Here is an 18226-nt window from a genome sequence, read left to right on the forward strand (position 1 = left end):
GCCTCGCTCCAGGCTCATACGGTTGACGGCATGACAAGAGTCCTGGTCAGCGGGGCGACCGGCACGATCGGCCGTCCACTGGTGAACCGACTTCAAGACGCGGGCGTCGACGTTCGCACGGTGACGAGGGAGCTGACCGACCCGGTCGCGCTGGAGGCGGCTCTCGGCGGCGTCGACGCGGTGTTCCTGCTGTGGCCGTTCGCCTCGGCCGAGGGCGCCCGCGAGGTGCTGGAGCTGATCGGGGCGCGGCGGGTGGTCTACCTGTCCTCGGCCGCCGCCCGCCCGCACGAGGTCGAGATCGAGCGCCTGATCGCCGGGACCGCCCGCGAGTGGACGGTGCTGCGCCCGCACGCGTTCGCGGCCAACACCCTGCGGTGGGCCGAGCAGGTCCGCGCGGGCGTCGTGCGGCAGCCGTACGGCGACGCGGTCTCCTCCCCCGTTCACGAGCGGGATGTCGCAGCCGTCGCGGTACGCGCGCTGCTCGGCGAAGGGCATCACGGCGCGGTCCACACGCTGACCGGACCCCGGCCGCTGACCCGGCGGGAGCAGGCACGGGCGATCGGCGCCGCGATCGGCCGGCCGGTGCGCTGGGAGGAGGAGCCTCCACAGGAGGCCAGGCTACGGCTGCTCGGACTGGGATGGCCCGCGCCGGCCGTGGACGGGATGCTGCGCGGTCTCACCGAGCCGGGACCGGCCACCGGGACCGTGGAGGAGATCACCGGAGCGCCCGCGCACACGTTCGAGACGTGGGCGAGCGAGCACGCCGCAGATTTCCTCGGCACCATGCGGGCCGCCCGCATCCACGAGTACGGCGACGCCTCGGTGATCTCGCTGGACGAGGTGCCGGTGCCGAAGCCCGGGCCGGGCGAGGTGCTCATCAGAGTGGCCGCCACATCGTTCAACCCGTCGGAGGTCGGCCTGCGGATGGGCCTGCTGCAGGACGTGCTCGGCGTCACGTTGCCGCACACGCTCGGCTGGGACGTCGCGGGCACCGTGGTCACCGGGGCGGGTGACCTCGCCCCCGGCGATCGAGTGATCGGGTTCATCGACGGGGCGGCGGCCGAGTACGCGGTCGCAGAGGCGAGCATGCTGGCCCGGGCACCGCAGCGGATCCCGCTGACGGACGCGGCCGCCGTGCCGGTGGCCGGGCTCACCGCGTGGCAGGCGGTCTTCGACCATTCCCGCATCGGTCGTGGCAGCCGGGTGCTGATCAACGGAGCCGGTGGCGGCGTCGGTCTGTTCGCCGTGCAACTGGCCAAGCATGCGGGCGCGCACGTGGTGGCGACCGCCGGCCCACGCAGCACCGCCGCCGTACGGGCACTGGGCGCCGACGAGATCGTCGACTACACCGTCGCCCCCCTGCCGGGCGGCAACGACGTACTGATCAACCTGGTGGCCGACGTTCCTGCCTCGGTGACGGAACTGGCCGAGGAATTCGTCTCGATCACCCAGCCGATCGAGCATCCGCGCGCCGTCCGGTTCGTGGCCCGAAACGACCCGGGTCAGCTGGCCGAGCTCGTCGCGCTGATCGACGAGGGCGTGGTGGGCGTCAAGGTGGACACTCGCCCGCTGGAGTCCCTGGCAGACCTGCACCGCGCCGCCGAGCGCGGTCTTATCCGCGGAAAAATCACGCTAAAGGTGGAGAAATGATCAGGATTGGCATCATCGTCCGCAGCACGCGACCGGGACGCAACGGCGAGGCCGTCGCCCGCTGGGTACACGACCACGCGGTCAGGCGCGGCGACGCGCACTACGAGCTGGTCGACCTGAAGGACTACGGCCTGCCCCACCTCGACGAACCGGAGGTAGTGCCAGGGCTACCCCCAACCCTCGCCCGGCCGCCAATGCGCGCTCCGACCTGCGCCGATTGAATCGTGGTCATGAAGACGAACGAGGGTTTCCCCGGCAAATGGATCGAAGGCACCGGGTTGGTCCTGGGGCCGACGCTGGTGATGATCGGCGTCCTGCTGAAGCTCGGCCACGACGCGTTCTTCCCCGGACAACTCGCCGCCTTCGCCGACAGCCCCGCACAGATGACGGCCGCCTACAGTTGCTTCGCCGCCGGGGTCGTACTGCTCGCCCCCGCTGTCCTGGGTGTGGCCGGAAGGATCGACGCCACCCACCCGCGCCTGGCCCGATGGGGCCTGGCCCTCGCCCTGGCAGGCCTGTTCGCCCGCACTTTCCACGCCGGCGTCAGCCACCTGGCTTCCCAACTGGTGGACGTACAGGGGTTGGGGACGGCGCAGCAGGCGGTCAGCGGGCAGTACGGCTCCTTTCATGTCTTCCAGACGATCAACCTGGCCACGATGGTGGGCTGGATCGTCCTCGCGGTCGGTGCATGGCGCGCGGGCGTGCTTGGACGGGTGCAGTCGTCGGGGCTGGCGTTGATGACGGCCATGCCTCTCGGGGTGCTCAAGGGCAGCGGCGTGATGTCGATCGTCGCTGCGGCCGGATTGTGCCTCGCCCTCGTCCCGCTCGGCATCAAGGTGCTGTCGCAGGGACCGGCGCCCAGGTGGTGGGCCTATCCCCTGGCCGCCGCCATCGCCGCCACCGGCGCCCTGGTCGGCCTCGTCGGCTAGGAAGCCGTTCGGGGTTCGGCCATGTGGCTGAAGTTCCTCACCTCAACCACATGATCCGGACCCCGGGCAGCTCCTAGCGCCAGGTGGCCTTCTTCAGGATGTCCGCCAGGCCACGGGTGTTCCACACGTCCACCACGAGGATCCTCGACGTGGGCAGGAACCACTCGCGCTGGTCGAAGGTGGCCGTCTGCTCGCCGTTGCCGTGCTTCACGCACCGCCCGAACCAGGAGACGTACTTGGCCCTGTGCCCGCGGCCGACCTGGCGCAGGCCGAGCGCGGTGGGCTTGCCGATGACCTGGCCGTGCTTGCCGTTGAAGGGGCACGCCTGCACGTCGCTGGCCGGGTAGAACGGCTGATCGCCCCGGTAGGGGTCGAAGCCCTCGTCACCGTACTTGATCGCCTTCGGCCCGAGGATCCAGAACCCCTGGCACTTCGCGGCGAAGTAGGCCGGCGTCTCGCACCCGCCGGTCTGCACCAGCATCCAGTCGCCATCGCGGTGCACCTGCCAGCCGGACGGGACCTTCAGGCTCATCCCGCGGAAGGACACGGTCTTCACCCCCGCCGTGGAGGTCGCGGAGACCTCGGCGGGCGCGGAGACCCCGGCGGGCGCGGAGACCCCGGCGGGCGCGGAAACCTCAGCGGCCGTGGAGGCGGAGGCGATCGCGGGGGTGCCGAGGAGGGCGGAGCCGGCGAGCGCGGCGATGACGATGGAACGCTTTCTCATGCGGGAGAAGCTATCGGTGCCCGCTTGCCGTCTGCTTGATGCCGGGTTGTAGGGGACTTCCGCGGCAGGTGGGAGAGCCCGTGCGCGCGGGGCCTTAGGGGCCCGTGAGGGCGTCGGCGATGGAATCGAGGAGCTCGATCACCCCGGCGGGGCCGTCCACCACGATGTCGGCCTCCGCGCCCAGCTCCGCGCCGACCTCCGCCGAGCCGCTGAACACCGTGACCCCGGGCAGCCCTGAGGCCCGTACGGCGGCGAACGCCGCCACGTCTCCCAGGTCGTCCCCGGCGAACAGCACCGAGCGGGCCGAGCGTTCACGGAGGAAGGCGGTCAGCGTGCCGCCCTTGTCGACCCCGGGGGGCCGCAGCTCCAGCACGAACTTGCCCGGCTCGACCGCCAGTCCGGTCTCGGCCGCCAGCACGCCGATCGGCGCGCGCAGCGCGTCGATCGCGGCCTGCGGTTCGGGGGCCTGCCGCGTGTGCACGGCGACGGACCGGTCCTTGTCCTCGATCCTGACCCCGTCGAGCCCGGCGATCAGCCGGGGCAGCTCGGCCCGGACGTACGCCAGGCCCGGATGGACGGGCGGGGTCGTCAGCCTGCCCGCCTCCCAGCGTTCGAGGCCATAGTGACCGAGGACGACCAGCCCCGGTACCCGGTCCAGAGAGCCGTACTCGACGGCCGTGGCGGCGGGGCGCCCGGTGATGACCACCAGGGAGCCGACCAGGTCACCGAGCCTGGCCAGCACCCCGGGACCGGCCGGATGGATCCTGGCCGACTCGGGGTCGGGCACGATCGGGGCGAGCGTGCCGTCGAAGTCGACTCCGATCACCGCTCCGGCGGGATCGGCGAGGATCGCCTTCAGCCCGTCGGTGAGGATCTTCTCCAGTCCCTTGGTCATGCGTCATGGCCCGTTCTGTGCTGATGTCCTTCCCGCGGCCATACCCGGGGATCAGGGACGTAGGCCGAGCCGCCGCGCGGCGCGGTCGCGCCTGCGGTTGTCGCGGAGCCGGCGCAGGCGTTTGACCAGCATCGGATCGTGCGCGAGCGCTTCCGGCCTGTCGATGAGTTCACTGAGCAGCTGGTAGTAACGAGTGGCGGAGATGTCGAAGGCCTCACGGATGGCCTGTTCCTTGGCGCCCGCGTAGCGCCACCACTGGCGCTCGAAGGCGAGCAGCTCCCTCTCCCTGTCCGTCAGGGCCTTCGGGGTCGGTTTCTGGGCAGCACTGTCACCGGGAATCGGCGCAGTGTCCATGGGCGGTCCTCCTCGGTCGGGCGCGGGGTGATCCCACCGCGCGCACGCGGCCCGAAGCCAGGATAGTCGGGAATTTCCGGCTGTTCATGGCCGATGTGGAGACGTACAGTCACCAAATGTGACCTCTGTCATCACCCTCCTCACTGACTACGGGCTGGAGGACGGCTACGTCGCCGCCTGCCACGGCGTGATCGCCCGGATCGCCCCCCAGACGCGGATCATCGACGTGTGCCACCTGGTCCCCTCCGGCGACGTGCGGCGCGGCGCGGCGATCCTGGCACAGACCATCCGCTACCTTCCCGCGGGCGTGCACGTCGCCGTGATCGATCCCGGCGTGGGCGGCGCGCGCCGGGGGGTGGCGATCGAGGCCGGGGACCACGTGTTCCTGGGCCCGGACAACGGGGTGCTGTCCTGGGCCGTGCAGGCGGTCGGCGGGGCCCGGGCGGCCTACGAGCTGACCAATGAGGACCTCTTCCTCAAACCGGTCTCGCTGACGTTCCTGGGCCGCGACGTCTTCGCCCCGGTGGCCGCCCGGCTGGCGGTCGGCCACGACCTGGCGGGGGTGGGCCCGCAGGTCCCGCTGGATCGGCTGGCCGCCTTCCCCGCGCCGACCTCCCTGGTACGGGACGGGGCGGTGGAGGGCGAGGTGCTCTCGGTGGACCACTACGGCAACGCCCAGCTGTCGATCAGCGCGGGCGACCTGGCCACCCTGGGAGCCCGGCCGGGGACCACGCTGGCGGTACGGCTCGGCAGGCGGCAGCTCTCGGTGCCGTTCCGCGAGACGTTCGCGTCCGTACCCCCGGGAGAGGTGGTCGCCTTCACCGACTCGGCCGGGCTGATCGCCCTGGCCATCAACTCCGGCGACGCGTCGCAGCGGCTCGGTCTCCCGCCGGGGGCTCACGTGCGGCTCTCCATGGCTCCGTAGGGGTTTCCACCTTTCACGACTAAACAGACTAACCGCCCGTATCGGCCTGTTTACTGAAAGCATCGGATTGAGCGGGGAGGTGCGTGTCAGAATCCCCATCTGACGTGCCCTCCCCTCTCCGACACGAGGTCACCGTGTTCCCCACGCGTGCGCTCGGCGCGGCCCTAACCGCCGCCACCCTGACCGCTTTCTCCTGGCCTTCCGTCCGCGGTCCCGACGAACCCCCCGCCCCCTCGGAGCGGCGGGCCCGGCAGTGGGCGCTGGACCCCCTGGACGTGCCGGAGGCGTGGCGGACGACCCGCGGTGAGGGTGTGATCGTCGCCGTCCTGGACACGGGGGTCGACGCGCGCCACCCCGACCTGGCGGGCGCGGTGGTCAGCGGCCCCGACCTGACGGGCACGGCGCACCGGCGGTCCTGGTGGGGACATCACGGTACGGCCATGGCCAGCGTCATCGCCGGACGCGGGCGCGGCGACGGCCGCTCCCGCGGGGTGACGGGGATCGCTCCGTCCGCGACGATCCTGTCCGTCCGGGTCGCGCTCGAACACGACGACCCCCGGCGCCGCCAGCACCGCGAGCGGGGGAAGGGCGCCCTGGCCCGGGGCATCCGCTACGCCGTGGACCGCGGGGCCAAGGTGATCAGCATGTCGCTGGGCGGCGGCGGCCGGTCGTGGCAGGGGTCGGCGGCCGAGCAGCAGGCGGTGCGGTACGCCCTCGACCGGGGCGCGGTCCTGGTGGCCTCCTCGGGCAATGACGGCGCGGGCCTCAACCGGAGGCACTTCCCCGCGGCCTACCCCGGCGTGATCTCGGTGGGCGCGGTGGACCAGGCGATGCGCGTGGCGCCGTTCTCCAACCGCCAGGACCACCTCTCGGTGGTCGCGCCCGGCGTGGAGATCGTCGCCGCCGACGGACCCGGCTCCTACACCGTGGGGAACGGCACCAGCTCGGCCGCCGCGCTGGTCGCCGGGATCGCCGCGCTGATCAGGGCGGAGTACCCCGAGCTGAGCCCCGAGCAGATCCGCCACGCCATCGAGTACGGCACGACCCACCGTCCCGCGGAGGGCCACAACCCCGCCTACGGCCACGGCGTGGTCAACGCCTCCCGGGCGCTGGAGCGGGCCGCGCAGCTGCGGCGGCAGTGGCTCCGGGCGCCGGGAGCAGACCGGGAAACAGGCGGGGCGACGGGCGAGGCGACGGGCGGGGAGCCGGGAGGGGAGCCCGGCCGGGACGCCGTCGGCCGGGACGGTGGGCGCGACGGCGGCGGGGCGTCGGCCGGAACCGGCATGGGGCACGGTCTCCGCCGGATCGTCTGCGGCGCCCTGTCCCTTCTCGTCATCGTGCTGGCGATCCGCCTGCTGCTCGGCCGCCGTCCCTACCCCTGAGAGCACCCGCCGCCCGGCCGTCCCTGTGCCCCGAGGGCTCCTGCCGCCCCGCCCCCCTCGCCCACGGAGAGCGCCCGGGGGATGCAACCTAGCAAGCGCTTGTGTCATATTGGCTCCATGGACACCCCCGCGATCGACGGCTGGTTCACCGTCGACGACGACACCGTCCACCTGATCGGCACCCGCTGCGCCGAGTGCCGGACGGTCTGCTTCCCGCCCCGGACGGGGTTCTGCCCCAACCCCCGCTGCCCGGGTGAGGAGCTCGTACCGGCCCGGCTCTCCCGGCGCGGCACCGTGTGGTCCTACACCGACGCCCGCTACCCGCCCCCCGCGCCGTTCGTCGCGGCGGAGCCGTACACGCCGGTGACCCTGGCCGCGGTCGAACTCGCCGAGGAGGGCATCGTCGTGCTCGGCCAGGTCAAGGACCTGACCGTGGACGACCTGCACGTCGGCATGGAACTGGAGCTGACCGCGGGCCCGCTCGCGGACGGCCCGCTGGTGTGGATGTGGGGCAGGCCGCGCGGTCCCGGGCAGACGGGCGCGGGCGCCCCGGCGAGCACGGGAGGCACGGGAGGCACGGGAGGCACGGGAGGCACGGGAGGCACGGGAGGCACGACATGAGCGTCGTCATCGCGGGCACGGGGATGCACCCGTGGGGGAAGTGGGGGCGGCCCTTCGCCGAGTACGGCGTGGCCGCCGCCCGCGCGGCGCTCCGCGACGCGGGCCTGGAGTGGACCGACGTCCAGTTCGCGGTGGGCGCCGACACGATCAGGAACGGCTACCCGGGATTCATCGCGGGCGCCACCTTCGCCCAGGCGCTCGGCTGGACCGGCGCGCGGATCGCCTCCTGCTACGCGGCCTGCGCATCGGGCGCGCAGGCCCTCGACATCGCCCGCACCCGCATCCTCGCCGGCCTCTGCGACGTCGCGCTGGTCGTCGGAGCCGACTCCACGCCCAAGGGCTTCTTCCGGCCGGTGGGCGGCGACCGCCCAGACGACCCGGACTGGCTCAGGTTCCGGCTGCTCGGCGCCACCAACCCGGCGTACTTCGCGCTCTACGCGCGCAGGCGCATGGCGCTGTACGGCGACACCTCGCAGGACTTCGCCGCGGTCAAGGTCAAGAACGCGCTGGCCGGCTCCCTGAACGAGAACGCCCGCTACCGCAGGACCGTGACCGCCGAGGAGGTGCTCGCCTCCCCGATGGTGGCCGACCCCCTGCGGCTGATGGACATCTGCGCCACCTCCGACGGAGGCGCCGCGGTGGTCCTCGTCTCGGAGGAGTACGCCCGCCGCCGCGGCCTGAGCACGGCCGTGCGGATCGCGGCCGTCTCCACGGTCACCCCGACCTTCCCCAACACCGTCCTCGAACTGCCCTGCTTCGCCACCGACTCGACCGCGGCCGCGCCTCCCCCGGAGCGGGCCTTCCGCGCCTCCATCGCCCACGCCGCCTACGAGGAGGCCGGGCTCGGTCCGGCGGACCTGTCGTTCGCCGAGGTCTACGACCTGTCCACCGCGCTGGAACTGGACTGGGTCGAGGACATCGGGCTGGCTCCGCCGGGCGAGGCCGCCAAGCTCCTGCGCGCCGGGGACACCGCGCTCGGCGGCAGGGTCCCGGTGAACCCCTCCGGCGGGCTCGCCTCCTTCGGGGAGGCCATCCCGGCGCAGGCGATCGCGCAGGTGTGCGAGCTGACCCGGCAGCTGCGCGGTACGGCGGGAACCCGTCAGGTGGTCAACGCACGGGCTGGCCTGGCCGCGAACCAGGGCCTGTTCGGTCATGGATCGGCCATCATCGCCATTACCTGACGCGCCTGCGTGTCGCGTCCGCGGGCGAGGGGCCCATACTGCTAGGCGCCAAAGCGTAGTCGCGCGGGCACGGAGGGCGGCCGGAGCCGCGCGTCCGGCCCGGAATTCCTTCGGGGGAAGAACATCATGGTCCGTCGCATCATCACCGCCTCCGCCATCGTCTGCCTCGCCGTCGTCGGCACGGCCACGGTCGCCTCCGCCGAGCCCGAGCCCCAGCAGTCCCAGCAGCAGGAGCAGCAGCCCGTCTCCCTCGGCACCTCCCTGCCCGGCCCGCTCGGCAGCCTGCTCAACGGCCACGGCCCGCTGGGCACCATCGCCAACGGCCTCCTGGGCAACCTGCTCAAGGCCGTCCGCGACTGACATCCGTCCCGCGAGCGGCGCGGCCCTCCCCACCCCGGGGAGGGCCGCGTCCGCGTCCGCCGGAAACACCCTGCCGGTGACTGCCGGGAACACCGGGCGGACATCCGCCGGGGTCCCGGTCAGAACGGGCGGCGCATGATGTCGTAGACCTCCGCGAAGTGGCAGGCGCTCTCGTGCCAGGTGCCCGGCCGCAGCTGGAGCGGGGGCTCCTGCTGCGCGCAGATCTCCTGCGCCTTCCAGCACCGGGTACGGAACCGGCAGCCCGAGGGCGGGTTGGCCGGGGAGGGCGGATCGCCCTGCAGGACGATCCGCCTGCGCCGCTCACGCCCGTCCGGGTCGGGGACCGGCGCGGCCGACAGCAGCTCCTGGGTGTAGGGGTGCGCGGGCTGGCCGTAGATCTCGGCGTCCCCACCGAGTTCGACCATCTTGCCCAGGTACATCACGCCGACCCGGTCGGAGATGTGGCGGACCACCGACAGGTCGTGGGCGATGAAGACGTACGCCAGGCCGAGTTCCCGCTGCAGCCTGGCCAGCAGGTTGATCACCTGGGCCTGGATCGACACGTCCAGCGCGGAGACCGGCTCGTCGCAGACGATGATCTCCGGCTGGAGCGCCAGGCCGCGGGCGATGCCGATGCGCTGGCGCTGCCCGCCCGAGAACTGGTGCGGATAGCGGTTGATGTGGTCGGGGTTGAGGCCCACCATTTCCAGGAGCGCCTGGACCCGGCGGCGGCGGTCGCCCTTGGGCGCCGCCCCGGGGTGGATCTCGTACGGCTCGCCGACGATGTCGCCGACCGTCATCCGCGGGTTCAGCGAGGTGTACGGATCCTGCATCACCAGCTGGATGGTCCGGCGGACCCCCTTGAGCTCGCTCTCCCTGGCGCCGGCGATCTCCCTGCCCTTGATCCGGACCGAGCCCGAGGTGGGTCGCTCCAGTCCCATCAGCAGCTTGGCCAGCGTGGACTTGCCGCAGCCGGACTCCCCCACGATGCCGAGCGTCTCGCCGCGGCGCAGGTCGAAGGAGACCCCGTCCACCGCCCTGATCGCGCCGATCTGCTTGCGGACGAGTACGCCCTGGGTCATCGGGAAGTGCTTGACCAGGTCGCGGACTTCGAGGATCGGACTACCCGTGGCCGCCATCGAGGACCTCCCTCCAGTAGTGGCAGGCGCTGCCGCGCGTCGCGCCGATCCGGTACAGCGGCACCGGCTCGGTGACGCAGTTGTCCTGCCGGTAGGGGCAGCGGGGGGCGAAGGCGCAGCCCGGCGGCATGTCGAGCAGGTCCGGCGGCATGCCCGCGATGGCGTACAGTTCCCGGCCCTTCCGGTCGGCCCGGGGGACCGACTCCAGCAGGCCCCTGGTGTAGGGGTGGGCGGGGTTGCGGTAGATGTCGCGCACGGGGGCGTTCTCGACGACGCGCCCGCCGTACATGACAACGATCTTGTCGGCGACGTCGGCCACCACGCCGAGGTCGTGGGTGATCAGGATCAGGCCCATGCCGCTCTCCCGCTGGACCTCGGCGAGCAGCTCCATGATCTGGGCCTGCACCGTCACGTCGAGCGCGGTGGTCGGCTCGTCGGCGATCAGGACCTCCGGGCCGAGCGCGATCGCCATTGCGATCATGATGCGCTGGCGCATGCCGCCGGAGAACTGGTGCGGGTAGTCGTGCAGGCGCTGCCGGGCGCCGGGGATGCGGACCCGGTCCATCAGCTCGACCGCCCTGCGCTCGGCCTCGCGCCGGGACACCCCCTCGTGCACCTGGAACATCTCGCCGATCTGCGAGCCGACGGTGAACACCGGGTTCAGCGCGGAGAGCGCGTCCTGGAAGATCATCGAGATCCGTCGGCCCCGGATCTGGGTGCGGGCGTCCTCCGAGAGCCGGAGCAGGTCCGTGCCCCGGAAGCGGACCCGGCCCTTCGGGATGCGGGCCGGCGGCGTGTCGAGAATGCCCATGATCGCCTGGGCGGTCACCGACTTGCCCGAGCCGGACTCGCCGAGCACGGCCAGCGTCTCTCCGGGGCGCAGCGCGTAGCTGACCCCGTTGACCGCCTTCACGACCCCCTGCCGGGTGGCGAACTCCACGTGCAGGTCCTCGACGGTGAGCAGCGGCTCGTTCTCCGCGCCGCCCATCCCCCAGGCCGGCAGCGGCGGTGTCGACGTCACGTTCACAGCTGTCCCCCTACCGCAGCTTCGGGTCGAGGGCGTCGCGCACCGCGTCGCCCAGCATGATGAAGGCCAGGACGGTGACGCTCAGGAAGGCGGCCGGGAACAGCAGCGGACCGGCCGCCTCCAGGAAGCGCGGCCGGGCGTCGGCGATCATGAGACCCCAGGAGATCGACGGCGACTGGATGCCGACGCCGAGGAACGACAGGCCCGCCTCGGCGGCGATGAAGACGCCGAGGTTGATCGTGGCCACCACGATCACCGAGGCGACCGAGTTCGGCAGGATGTGGCGGAACATGAGCCGCCCGCCGGACGCGCCGAGCGCCCGTGCCGCGATCACGTAGTCCTGCCCCTTGGCCGTGATCACCGCAGCCCTCATGATGCGGAAGGTCATCGGCCAGGCCAGCATGGACAGCGCGAGCATGACGGTCCACACCGTGCCCGTACGGAAGACGGCCAGGATCAGCAGCGCGCCGAGGACCGACGGGATGGCGAAGAAGATCTCCGCGACCCGGGACAGCAGCGCGTCCGGCCACCCGCCCCGGAACCCTGCCAGCAGGCCGAGCAGGCCGCCGACGAGGACGGTCATGACGGTGGCGCTCAGGCCCACCAGCAGGGAGACGCGCGTGCCGTAGACGGTCCGGGCGAAGGTGTCGCAGCCCTGGTTGTCGGTGCCGAACCAGTGGTCGGCGCTCGGTGCCTGGCGGGCGTCGCCGAGCCGGCAGTTCACCGCGTCGTACGGGTCCACCGACGTGAACAGCTGCGGCACCACGGCCATGAGCAGGATCACGCCGATCAGCACGGCGGAGGCGACGAAGAGGGGGCGCCGCCGCAGATCGTGCCAGGCGTCGCTCCACAGGCCCGCGGGCCTGGCGTCGTCGGCACCCGGGGTTCCGGTGCCCCCGGGGTCCTTCGGCGACCGCGGACCCTGCGGGGAGGACTGCGCCGGCCGCTTGGCGTGCCTGGCGCGCCTGCCTCCCGGCGCTCCCGGGACTCCCGGGGCTCCCGGGGCTCCCGGGGCTCCCGGGGCTCCGGGGGTCCTCGGAATCGTGGTGTCACTCATAGCGGATCCTCGGGTCGAGCACGGCGTAGAGCAGGTCCACGATCAGATTGGCCAGGATGTAGACGAGGACCAGGAGCGTCACGATGCCCACGACCACGGGCTGCTGGCGCTCGTAGACCGAGCGGAACAGCTCCTGGCCGATGCCGGGCAGGTTGAAGATCGTCTCCGTGATCACCGCGCCTCCCATCAGCGTGCCCAGGTCGGCGCCGAGATAGGTGACCAGCGGGATCAGGGCGTTGCGCAGCGCGTGGCGCCCGATGACCCTGCGCCGCGGCAGGCCCTTGGCCACCGCGGTGCGGATGTAGTCGGCGCGCAGGGTCTCGGCGAGGTTGGTCCGGGTGAGCCGGGCGAGGTACGCGATCGAGGTGCCCGCGAGGACGAAGGCCGGCAGCAGATAGCTCCGCAGCCCGTCCGAGACGCCGGCGACGGGGAAGATCTCGATGCCGGTGCTCTGCTTGAGCTTGACGCCCAGCAGGAGCTGGAGCACGAACCCGGTCACCAGGGTGGGGATCGAGATCAGCACGAGCGTGGACGCGAGCACCAGCGTGTCCTGCGCCCTGCCGCGGCGCAGCGCCGCGTACAGCCCGAGGCCCACGCCGATGACGGCCTCCATGACCAGAGCGGTGAACGCCAGGTTCAGCGTGACCTGGAACTTGCTCGCGATGATCTCGGAGACCTCGACTCCCGCGAAGGTCCGGCCGAAGTCCCCCTGGAAGACCCCGGAGATGTAGTGCCAGTACTGGACGATGAACGGGTCGTTCAGGTGGTACTGGTCGCGGAGGATCCCGACGATGTCGGGGTCCATCCGCTTCTCGCCGGACATCGACGCGATCGGGTCGCCGGGTAGGGCGAAGACGACGGCGTAGATGAGCAGCGTGGCGCCCAGCAGTACGGGGATCGCCTGGAGCAGGCGCCTGATGAGGTAGCGGCCCATGTGTTATGGCTCTTTGTTCGCGGCAGTCGGGGTTCGCGGCAGTCGGGCCGGGCGGTCCTCCGCCCGGCCCCGGGAAACCGTCAGGCCACCTTCTCCACCGAGGCCCACTCGACCTGGTTGAGCAGGTTGATCCGGACGCCCCTGACGTGCTCCGAGAACGCCGCGTTCATCCGGTAGTAGAAGATCGGAATCATCGGCAGGTCACGGAGCAGCAGGTCGTCGGCCTGCTGGTAGTACTTCAGGCCCTCCTCCAGGGAGGCGGCGGAGTCGCCCTTGGCCAGGAGCCGGTCGAAGTCGGTGTTGCTGTAACCCGCGTAGTTGGCACCGGTCTTGATGGCGCCGGTCGAGAAGACCGGGGTCAGGTAGTTCTCCGCGGACGGGTAGTCGATCAGCCAGCCCGAGCGGAACATGCCGGTGTACTGCTTGGCCTCGAGCCGGTCGAGGATCTCCTGGAACTTCTCGACCTGGTCGAGCTCGACGGTGACCCCCAGGTTGGAGCGGAGGTTGTTGGCGACCGCCTCGATCCACTCCTTGTGGCCGTTGTCCATGTTGGAGCCGAGCTGCAGCGTCCTGGGACCGTTCGCCTCCTCGTAGAGCTTCTTCGCCCCCTCGGGATCGTAGACGCAGGCCTGGCAGGCGCCGGGGCGGTAGCCGGGCAGGAGCGGGTTGATGAAGTCGTCGGCCGGGGCGCGGGTGCCGGAGAAGACCGTCTCGGTGATGGTCTTCCGGTCGATGGCCATGGAGATCGCCCGGCGGATCCGCGGGTCGTCGTAGACGTCACTGGCCACGAGCGGGAAGCCGAGGTAGCCGATGCTGGCGTCTTCCTGGTCGATGTAGCGGTCGCCCAGCTCGGCCTTGGCGGCCGAGATCGCCGAGGGAGGCAGCTGCTCCTGGATGTCGATGTTGCCGGCCTGCAGGTCGTTCCAGGCGGTCTCCGCGCTGTTGTAGACCTTGAACTGCAGCTTCTTGAACTTCGGCTTGTCGAGCGGGAAGCCCTCGTACTGGGTCAGGTTGATCGTCTGATCGGTGCCCTTGTTGTAGGGCTTGTCGATCTGGAACATCCCCTGGCCGATCGGCTTCTTGGCGTACGCCTCGGTGACCTTCCCGTTGTCGTCGAAGGCCGCCTTGGGCAGCGGGTAGAACGCGCTGTATCCCAGCATGGTCAGGAACTGGGAGAACGGCTGCTTCAGGGTGACCTGGAAGGTCTCCTCGTCCAGCGCCCGCAGACCGCTCATCTTGTCGGTCGAGGGGGTCTTGCCCTCGCCGGGGTTCAGGGCGTCGTATCCCCGCACGCGCGCGAAGAAGTAGTTGGTGCTCTGCGCGTTCTCCTGGTTGGCGGCGTAGTTCCACGCGTCCACGTAGTTCTGCGCGATCAGCTTCTCGCCGTTGTGCCAGGTGAACTTGGACTTGATCTTGATCGTCCAGACCCGGTTGTCGTTCGTCTTGATCGACTCGGCGACGAACTCGACGGGCTTCTTGTCCTCGTCGTACTTCACGAGCGGAGCGAAGATCGAGGCCAGGACCTCCGCGCCCTCGGACTCGACGGTGTCGCTGGGGTAGAACAGCTTCTGCGGCTCGCCGATCCTCATGCGCACGGGCTGATCCGCACCGCCGGCGTCACCCGTGGACGTGCCGCTGCCACACGCGGCGAGCCCCAGAGAGAGCAACGCCGCACCGGCGATGATCTTTGCGCCCTTGAAGACACGCATTTGTGGTAAATCCTCCCTTTGCAGGCGAGCGCCGAGACTGAGCACCGCCATCCGGGGCAGCGCCGCGAAGGGTGTCGCCCCCGCATCCCACTGGCCCGGCCAACGCTCCGACGCCACACCGGTCGGACGCGACTATTCCGCACCGCCCCACACCGGGTCGTCTCCGGGATGTTGCAGTTCGGTCACACGAACGCCGATGCGCCGTCACACCACAACCAGCCCGACCCGACAACCCCAAACCCCCCAAAAGGGACGATGGCATAAATGTGGCACGGGAATGGTCACGTCAACATACCCCTACCGCCAGAGTGGGCGCGCCATTGCCCGCGGTCGACCTCCGCCTGGGCTACCGTTGACCGGGTCACGCGAGACAGCCGACCGGGTCGCGCGGGGCAGGGGCGAATCGGGGGCAGGAGGACAACTCGCGCAATCTATGTGGAACCTCCCATCCCGCTCTCCCGTCCAATGTGCGGCGGAGCCCCGCCGCAGGCATGTCATCCACCCGCATCCAATAGAGTCCTAGCCATGAGCCAGCCGGAATCCGCCACCGCGGACGCCCAGGCGGGCGGCCCGAGCAACGGCACCCCCTCCACGGGACAGGAGCCGCTGGCCAAGCTCGCCGAGCGTCACGGACTTCGGCGTGCCATCGCGCGCCCGAGTCTCCCCGTCTACCTGCGCCAGTTGTGGGAACGACGGCACTTCATCATGACGTACGCCACCTCGCGCAACGTCTCGAAATACAGCAACTCCGCCCTCGGCCAGCTCTGGCAGGTCCTCACCCCGCTGCTCAACGCGGCGATCTACTACCTGATGTTCGGCCTGATCCTGGGTGCGAGCAAGGGCACGGTGAGCGACTACTATCCCGCGTTCCTGATCACCGGGATGTTCGTCTTCACCTACACCCAGCGCGCGGTGAGCGGCGGCGCAAAGTCGATCTCCAGCAACCTGTCGCTGATCCGCGCCCTGCACTTCCCGCGCGCGGCGCTCCCGCTGGCCTACACGATCCAGGAGTTCCAGCAGCTCATGATCTCCATGGGCGTGCTGGTCGTGCTGGTGGTCGTCACCGGTCAGCCGATCACCTGGCTCTGGCTGCTCATCCCGGTAGCGCTGCTCATGCAGACGATGTTCAACATCGGCGCGAGCCTGGTCCTGGCCCGCGTCGGCGCCACCGCGCGCGACCTGAACCAGCTCCTGCCGTTCATCATGCGCACCTGGCTCTACGCCTCCGGAGTCTTCTTCTCCATCGAGGACAAGGTGACCAGCCCGGTCAACGGAGCCGGGCTCCCCCAGTGGGTCGCGGACCTGATGTACTTCAACCCCGCCGCCGCCTACATGGAGCTCATGCGCCATATCCTCATCGAGGATCACGGCGGCATCCGGCCGTACATCTGGTTCGTTTGCGTATTCTGGGCAGTGTTCGCCCTGCTCGGCGGCTTCTGGTACTTCTGGCGAGCCGAGGAGAAGTACGGCCGTGGCTGAGTTGACGGAGGAGCTGTCCCGCGTGAAGGCCGAGGAGCCCGGCGTCCCGAGCACGGACGTCAGGGTGCACCCCAACCCGGAGCCCCCCCGCCATTCCCGCGCGGGCACTCCCACCGTGGTCGTCGACGACCTGCACATCATCTACCGGGTGTACGGCGCCGCCACCGAGGCGGAGAAGGGCAACGCCGCCAACGCCCTCATGCGCCTGCTCAAGCGCCAGGGCCGGCCGCAGATGAAGGAGGTCCACGCCGTCCGCGGCGTCTCCTTCGTGGCCTACCACGGCGACGCGATCGGCATCGTCGGCCGCAACGGCTCGGGCAAGTCCACCCTCCTGCGCGCCATCGCGGGCCTGCTGCCCCCGCACTCCGGGGCGGTCTACACCGACGGCCAGCCCTCCCTGCTCGGCGTGAACGCCGCGCTGATGCGCGAGCTCACCGGCGAGCGCAACATCGTCCTTGGCTGCTACGCCATGGGCATGAACCCCACCCAGGTGAAGGAGAAGTTCGACGACATCGTCGACTTCTCCGGCATCGGGGAGTTCGTGCAGTTCCCCATGTCCACCTACTCGTCCGGCATGGGCGCCCGGCTCCGCTTCGCCATCGCCTCGGCCAAGAAGCACGACGTGCTGCTCATCGACGAGGCCCTGGCCACCGGTGACCGCGAGTTCAAGCGCAAGAGCCAGGAGCGCATCAAGCAGATGCGCGAGCAGGCCGGCACGGTCTTCCTCGTCGCGCACAACCTCGACGTGATCGAGGAGACCTGCAACCGGGTCATCTGGCTGCACAAGGGGAAGATCAAGATGGACGGCGACCCCAAGACGGTGCTCGCCGCCTACAACAAGGGCTGAGGACGGGGCAAGATGAGGAGCGTCCGAAACGACGCTCCCATCGGAGGTGAATCGTGTCGCCACGGCCGCCGATTCCATATGATTTCCTGCCGCAGGTTCCCGCGCTGACCGTCGAGAGCGACGACATCCGTGACGGCGGGACCCTGTCCGAGACCCACGTCTTCAACGACTGGGGCATGAGCGGGCAGAACCTCTCCCCGCACCTGCGCTGGTCGGGCGCCCCCGAGGGCACCCGGAGCTACGCGGTGACCTGTTTCGATCCCGACGCCCCCACCGGCAGCGGGTGGTGGCACTGGCTCCTGTACGACATCCCCGCCGACGTCACCGAGCTTCCCCGGGGCGCGGGCTCCGCGGACACCGACTTCGGCGTGCACGGCCGCACCGACTACAGCACCAACGAGTACGGCGGCGCCGCCCCGCCCCCCGGTGCCCCGCACCGCTACATCTTCGCCGTCCACGCCCTGGGGGTGGAGAAGCTCGGCCTGGACGCCGACGCGCCACCCGCCGTGGTGGGCTTCAACATCACCGCCAACACCCTCGCCCGCGGCTACGTCATCGCCGAGTACGGCGTCTCCGGCTGACACGTCGTCATCGAACACGCCCTCTCCGGCTGAGGGAACCCCACCCGGCCGGGTCCCGCCGGTGACCCCCACCAGGCCGGGCCCGGCCGGTGCCGCCGTACGGCGAGTCACGAGGCAATCGACTGACACTGGGACAGACGTTCCGCTATGATTCGAACGTTGTTTCGATCAGGGGGTTTGAACCCGAGGAAGCCGTCATGGAGTGGGGGCGCGCGATGCGAGAGCTGTCCACCGCGATCGACCACCTGGCAGCAGAAGACCCGTCCGAGATTTCCCGCCTCCAGCTCGCCGAGCAGCTCATCGAACTGCACTGGCAGATGGCCAGGCTCCAGGCCCAGATCGCCCGCCGCACCTCCGTGCGGGCCCCCGGATATCCATCCGGGCAGAGGCATACCGCGTGAGGCACTGAGAAGCGCGTGACGCACCGAGAAG

General features: G+C 70.7%; 20 protein-coding genes. 12 read left to right on the forward strand and 8 right to left on the reverse strand.

All coding sequences use genetic code 11. The annotated features are described in order from the left end of the window. The first annotated feature begins 30 nt into the window (after window positions 1–30). From IEZ08_RS39605 to IEZ08_RS17185, 3 genes are read left to right on the forward strand one after another with little or no spacing between them, the layout of a single operon-like run. The gene (locus tag IEZ08_RS39605; protein ID WP_229803202.1) at window positions 31–1650 is read left to right on the forward strand and encodes an alcohol dehydrogenase catalytic domain-containing protein; all 1620 of its coding nucleotides are present in this window, start codon (window positions 31–33) and stop codon (window positions 1648–1650) included. Then, window positions 1647–1871 (forward strand): NADPH-dependent FMN reductase, encoded by a 225-nt coding sequence (locus IEZ08_RS17180; RefSeq protein ID WP_068927757.1) that lies wholly within the window; start codon window positions 1647–1649, stop codon window positions 1869–1871. The genes IEZ08_RS39605 and IEZ08_RS17180 overlap by 4 nt, the downstream gene beginning before the upstream one ends. Before the next feature lie 9 nt (window positions 1872–1880). Next, window positions 1881–2579 (forward strand): hypothetical protein, encoded by a 699-nt coding sequence (locus IEZ08_RS17185; protein WP_068927759.1) that lies wholly within the window; start codon window positions 1881–1883, stop codon window positions 2577–2579. 73 nt (window positions 2580–2652) lie between these two features. Here the strand turns inward: IEZ08_RS17185 and IEZ08_RS17190 are convergent, their stop codons facing one another. The 3 genes from IEZ08_RS17190 to IEZ08_RS17200 all read right to left on the reverse strand — a co-directional run bounded on the left by IEZ08_RS17190 (window position 2653) and on the right by IEZ08_RS17200 (window position 4552). Beyond that, on the reverse strand, window positions 2653–3303 hold the full coding sequence (locus tag IEZ08_RS17190; protein WP_189242469.1) for a hypothetical protein: 651 nt from the start codon (window positions 3301–3303) through the stop codon (window positions 2653–2655). Between the two features lie 94 nt (window positions 3304–3397). Then, window positions 3398–4198: a trehalose-phosphatase gene (gene otsB / locus IEZ08_RS17195; RefSeq protein ID WP_189242470.1), complete on the reverse strand. Its 801-nt coding sequence runs from the start codon at window positions 4196–4198 to the stop codon at window positions 3398–3400. A gap of 51 nt (window positions 4199–4249) precedes the next feature. Next, window positions 4250–4552, reverse strand: a complete 303-nt coding sequence (locus tag IEZ08_RS17200; RefSeq protein WP_068927767.1) for a DUF3263 domain-containing protein — start codon at window positions 4550–4552, stop codon at window positions 4250–4252. Window positions 4553–4670: 118 nt separating this feature from the next. Between IEZ08_RS17200 and IEZ08_RS17205 the strand changes: the two genes are divergently transcribed. The 5 genes from IEZ08_RS17205 to IEZ08_RS17225 all read left to right on the forward strand — a co-directional run bounded on the left by IEZ08_RS17205 (window position 4671) and on the right by IEZ08_RS17225 (window position 9021). Then, a complete protein-coding gene (locus tag IEZ08_RS17205) occupies window positions 4671–5477 on the forward strand; it encodes an SAM hydrolase/SAM-dependent halogenase family protein (protein WP_068927769.1) in 807 nt (268 codons plus the stop codon). Between the two features lie 134 nt (window positions 5478–5611). Next, the gene (locus IEZ08_RS17210) at window positions 5612–6859 is read left to right on the forward strand and encodes a S8 family peptidase (RefSeq protein WP_176728627.1); all 1248 of its coding nucleotides are present in this window, start codon (window positions 5612–5614) and stop codon (window positions 6857–6859) included. A gap of 117 nt (window positions 6860–6976) precedes the next feature. Continuing rightward, entirely contained in the window at window positions 6977–7480 is a 504-nt protein-coding gene (locus tag IEZ08_RS17215; RefSeq protein WP_189242471.1) for a Zn-ribbon domain-containing OB-fold protein, read from the forward strand. Continuing rightward, window positions 7477–8661 (forward strand): lipid-transfer protein, encoded by a 1185-nt coding sequence (locus IEZ08_RS17220; RefSeq protein ID WP_068927774.1) that lies wholly within the window; start codon window positions 7477–7479, stop codon window positions 8659–8661. The genes IEZ08_RS17215 and IEZ08_RS17220 overlap by 4 nt, the downstream gene beginning before the upstream one ends. 126 nt (window positions 8662–8787) lie before the next feature. Then, entirely contained in the window at window positions 8788–9021 is a 234-nt protein-coding gene (locus IEZ08_RS17225; protein ID WP_068927776.1) for a hypothetical protein, read from the forward strand. Window positions 9022–9140: 119 nt separating this feature from the next. Here IEZ08_RS17225 and IEZ08_RS17230 read toward each other — a convergent pair whose 3' ends face one another. The 5 genes from IEZ08_RS17230 to IEZ08_RS17250 all read right to left on the reverse strand — a co-directional run bounded on the left by IEZ08_RS17230 (window position 9141) and on the right by IEZ08_RS17250 (window position 14887). Continuing rightward, window positions 9141–10160, reverse strand: a complete 1020-nt coding sequence (locus IEZ08_RS17230; protein ID WP_189242472.1) for an ABC transporter ATP-binding protein — start codon at window positions 10158–10160, stop codon at window positions 9141–9143. After that, a complete protein-coding gene (locus tag IEZ08_RS17235; protein ID WP_275424743.1) occupies window positions 10144–11187 on the reverse strand; it encodes an ABC transporter ATP-binding protein in 1044 nt (347 codons plus the stop codon). Before IEZ08_RS17235 ends, IEZ08_RS17230 begins: the two co-directional genes overlap by 17 nt. Before the next feature lie 10 nt (window positions 11188–11197). Then, complete coding sequence (locus IEZ08_RS17240; protein WP_189242473.1) at window positions 11198–12244, reverse strand: ABC transporter permease; 1047 nt, start codon at window positions 12242–12244, stop codon at window positions 11198–11200. Next, entirely contained in the window at window positions 12237–13178 is a 942-nt protein-coding gene (locus tag IEZ08_RS17245) for an ABC transporter permease (RefSeq protein ID WP_068927782.1), read from the reverse strand. The genes IEZ08_RS17240 and IEZ08_RS17245 overlap by 8 nt, the downstream gene beginning before the upstream one ends. 80 nt (window positions 13179–13258) lie before the next feature. After that, on the reverse strand, window positions 13259–14887 hold the full coding sequence (locus IEZ08_RS17250) for a peptide ABC transporter substrate-binding protein (protein WP_189242474.1): 1629 nt from the start codon (window positions 14885–14887) through the stop codon (window positions 13259–13261). A gap of 525 nt (window positions 14888–15412) precedes the next feature. Here IEZ08_RS17250 and IEZ08_RS17255 point away from each other — a divergent pair. The 4 genes from IEZ08_RS17255 (at window position 15413) to IEZ08_RS17270 (ending at window position 18195) form a co-directional block, all read left to right on the forward strand. Then, complete coding sequence (locus IEZ08_RS17255) at window positions 15413–16366, forward strand: ABC transporter permease (RefSeq protein WP_068927786.1); 954 nt, start codon at window positions 15413–15415, stop codon at window positions 16364–16366. Next, entirely contained in the window at window positions 16359–17213 is an 855-nt protein-coding gene (locus IEZ08_RS17260) for an ABC transporter ATP-binding protein (protein WP_176728628.1), read from the forward strand. Before IEZ08_RS17255 ends, IEZ08_RS17260 begins: the two co-directional genes overlap by 8 nt. A gap of 53 nt (window positions 17214–17266) precedes the next feature. Further along, window positions 17267–17794: a YbhB/YbcL family Raf kinase inhibitor-like protein gene (locus IEZ08_RS17265; RefSeq protein WP_189242475.1), complete on the forward strand. Its 528-nt coding sequence runs from the start codon at window positions 17267–17269 to the stop codon at window positions 17792–17794. 197 nt (window positions 17795–17991) lie between these two features. After that, window positions 17992–18195 (forward strand): hypothetical protein, encoded by a 204-nt coding sequence (locus IEZ08_RS17270; protein WP_068927790.1) that lies wholly within the window; start codon window positions 17992–17994, stop codon window positions 18193–18195. Window positions 18196–18226: the final 31 nt, after the last annotated feature.

This window comes from Planobispora rosea (genome assembly GCF_014648175.1).
Lineage (GTDB): Bacteria > Actinomycetota > Actinomycetes > Streptosporangiales > Streptosporangiaceae > Planobispora > Planobispora rosea.

Excerpts from the sequence above, each read along its gene's own strand:
- IEZ08_RS39605 (WP_229803202.1), top strand. The coding sequence starts at position 31 with ATGACAAGAGTCCTGGTCAGCGGGGCGACCGGCACGATCGGCCGTCCA.
- IEZ08_RS17180 (WP_068927757.1), top strand. The coding sequence starts at position 1,647 with ATGATCAGGATTGGCATCATCGTCCGCAGCACGCGACCGGGACGCAAC.
- IEZ08_RS17185 (WP_068927759.1), top strand. The coding sequence starts at position 1,881 with ATGAAGACGAACGAGGGTTTCCCCGGCAAATGGATCGAAGGCACCGGG.
- IEZ08_RS17190 (WP_189242469.1), bottom strand. The coding sequence starts at position 3,303 with ATGAGAAAGCGTTCCATCGTCATCGCCGCGCTCGCCGGCTCCGCCCTC.
- otsB (WP_189242470.1), bottom strand. The coding sequence starts at position 4,198 with ATGACCAAGGGACTGGAGAAGATCCTCACCGACGGGCTGAAGGCGATC.
- IEZ08_RS17200 (WP_068927767.1), bottom strand. The coding sequence starts at position 4,552 with ATGGACACTGCGCCGATTCCCGGTGACAGTGCTGCCCAGAAACCGACC.
- IEZ08_RS17215 (WP_189242471.1), top strand. The coding sequence starts at position 6,977 with ATGGACACCCCCGCGATCGACGGCTGGTTCACCGTCGACGACGACACC.
- IEZ08_RS17220 (WP_068927774.1), top strand. The coding sequence starts at position 7,477 with ATGAGCGTCGTCATCGCGGGCACGGGGATGCACCCGTGGGGGAAGTGG.
- IEZ08_RS17225 (WP_068927776.1), top strand. The coding sequence starts at position 8,788 with ATGGTCCGTCGCATCATCACCGCCTCCGCCATCGTCTGCCTCGCCGTC.
- IEZ08_RS17230 (WP_189242472.1), bottom strand. The coding sequence starts at position 10,160 with ATGGCGGCCACGGGTAGTCCGATCCTCGAAGTCCGCGACCTGGTCAAG.
- IEZ08_RS17240 (WP_189242473.1), bottom strand. The coding sequence starts at position 12,244 with ATGAGTGACACCACGATTCCGAGGACCCCCGGAGCCCCGGGAGCCCCG.
- IEZ08_RS17245 (WP_068927782.1), bottom strand. The coding sequence starts at position 13,178 with ATGGGCCGCTACCTCATCAGGCGCCTGCTCCAGGCGATCCCCGTACTG.
- IEZ08_RS17250 (WP_189242474.1), bottom strand. The coding sequence starts at position 14,887 with ATGCGTGTCTTCAAGGGCGCAAAGATCATCGCCGGTGCGGCGTTGCTC.
- IEZ08_RS17255 (WP_068927786.1), top strand. The coding sequence starts at position 15,413 with ATGAGCCAGCCGGAATCCGCCACCGCGGACGCCCAGGCGGGCGGCCCG.
- IEZ08_RS17270 (WP_068927790.1), top strand. The coding sequence starts at position 17,992 with ATGGAGTGGGGGCGCGCGATGCGAGAGCTGTCCACCGCGATCGACCAC.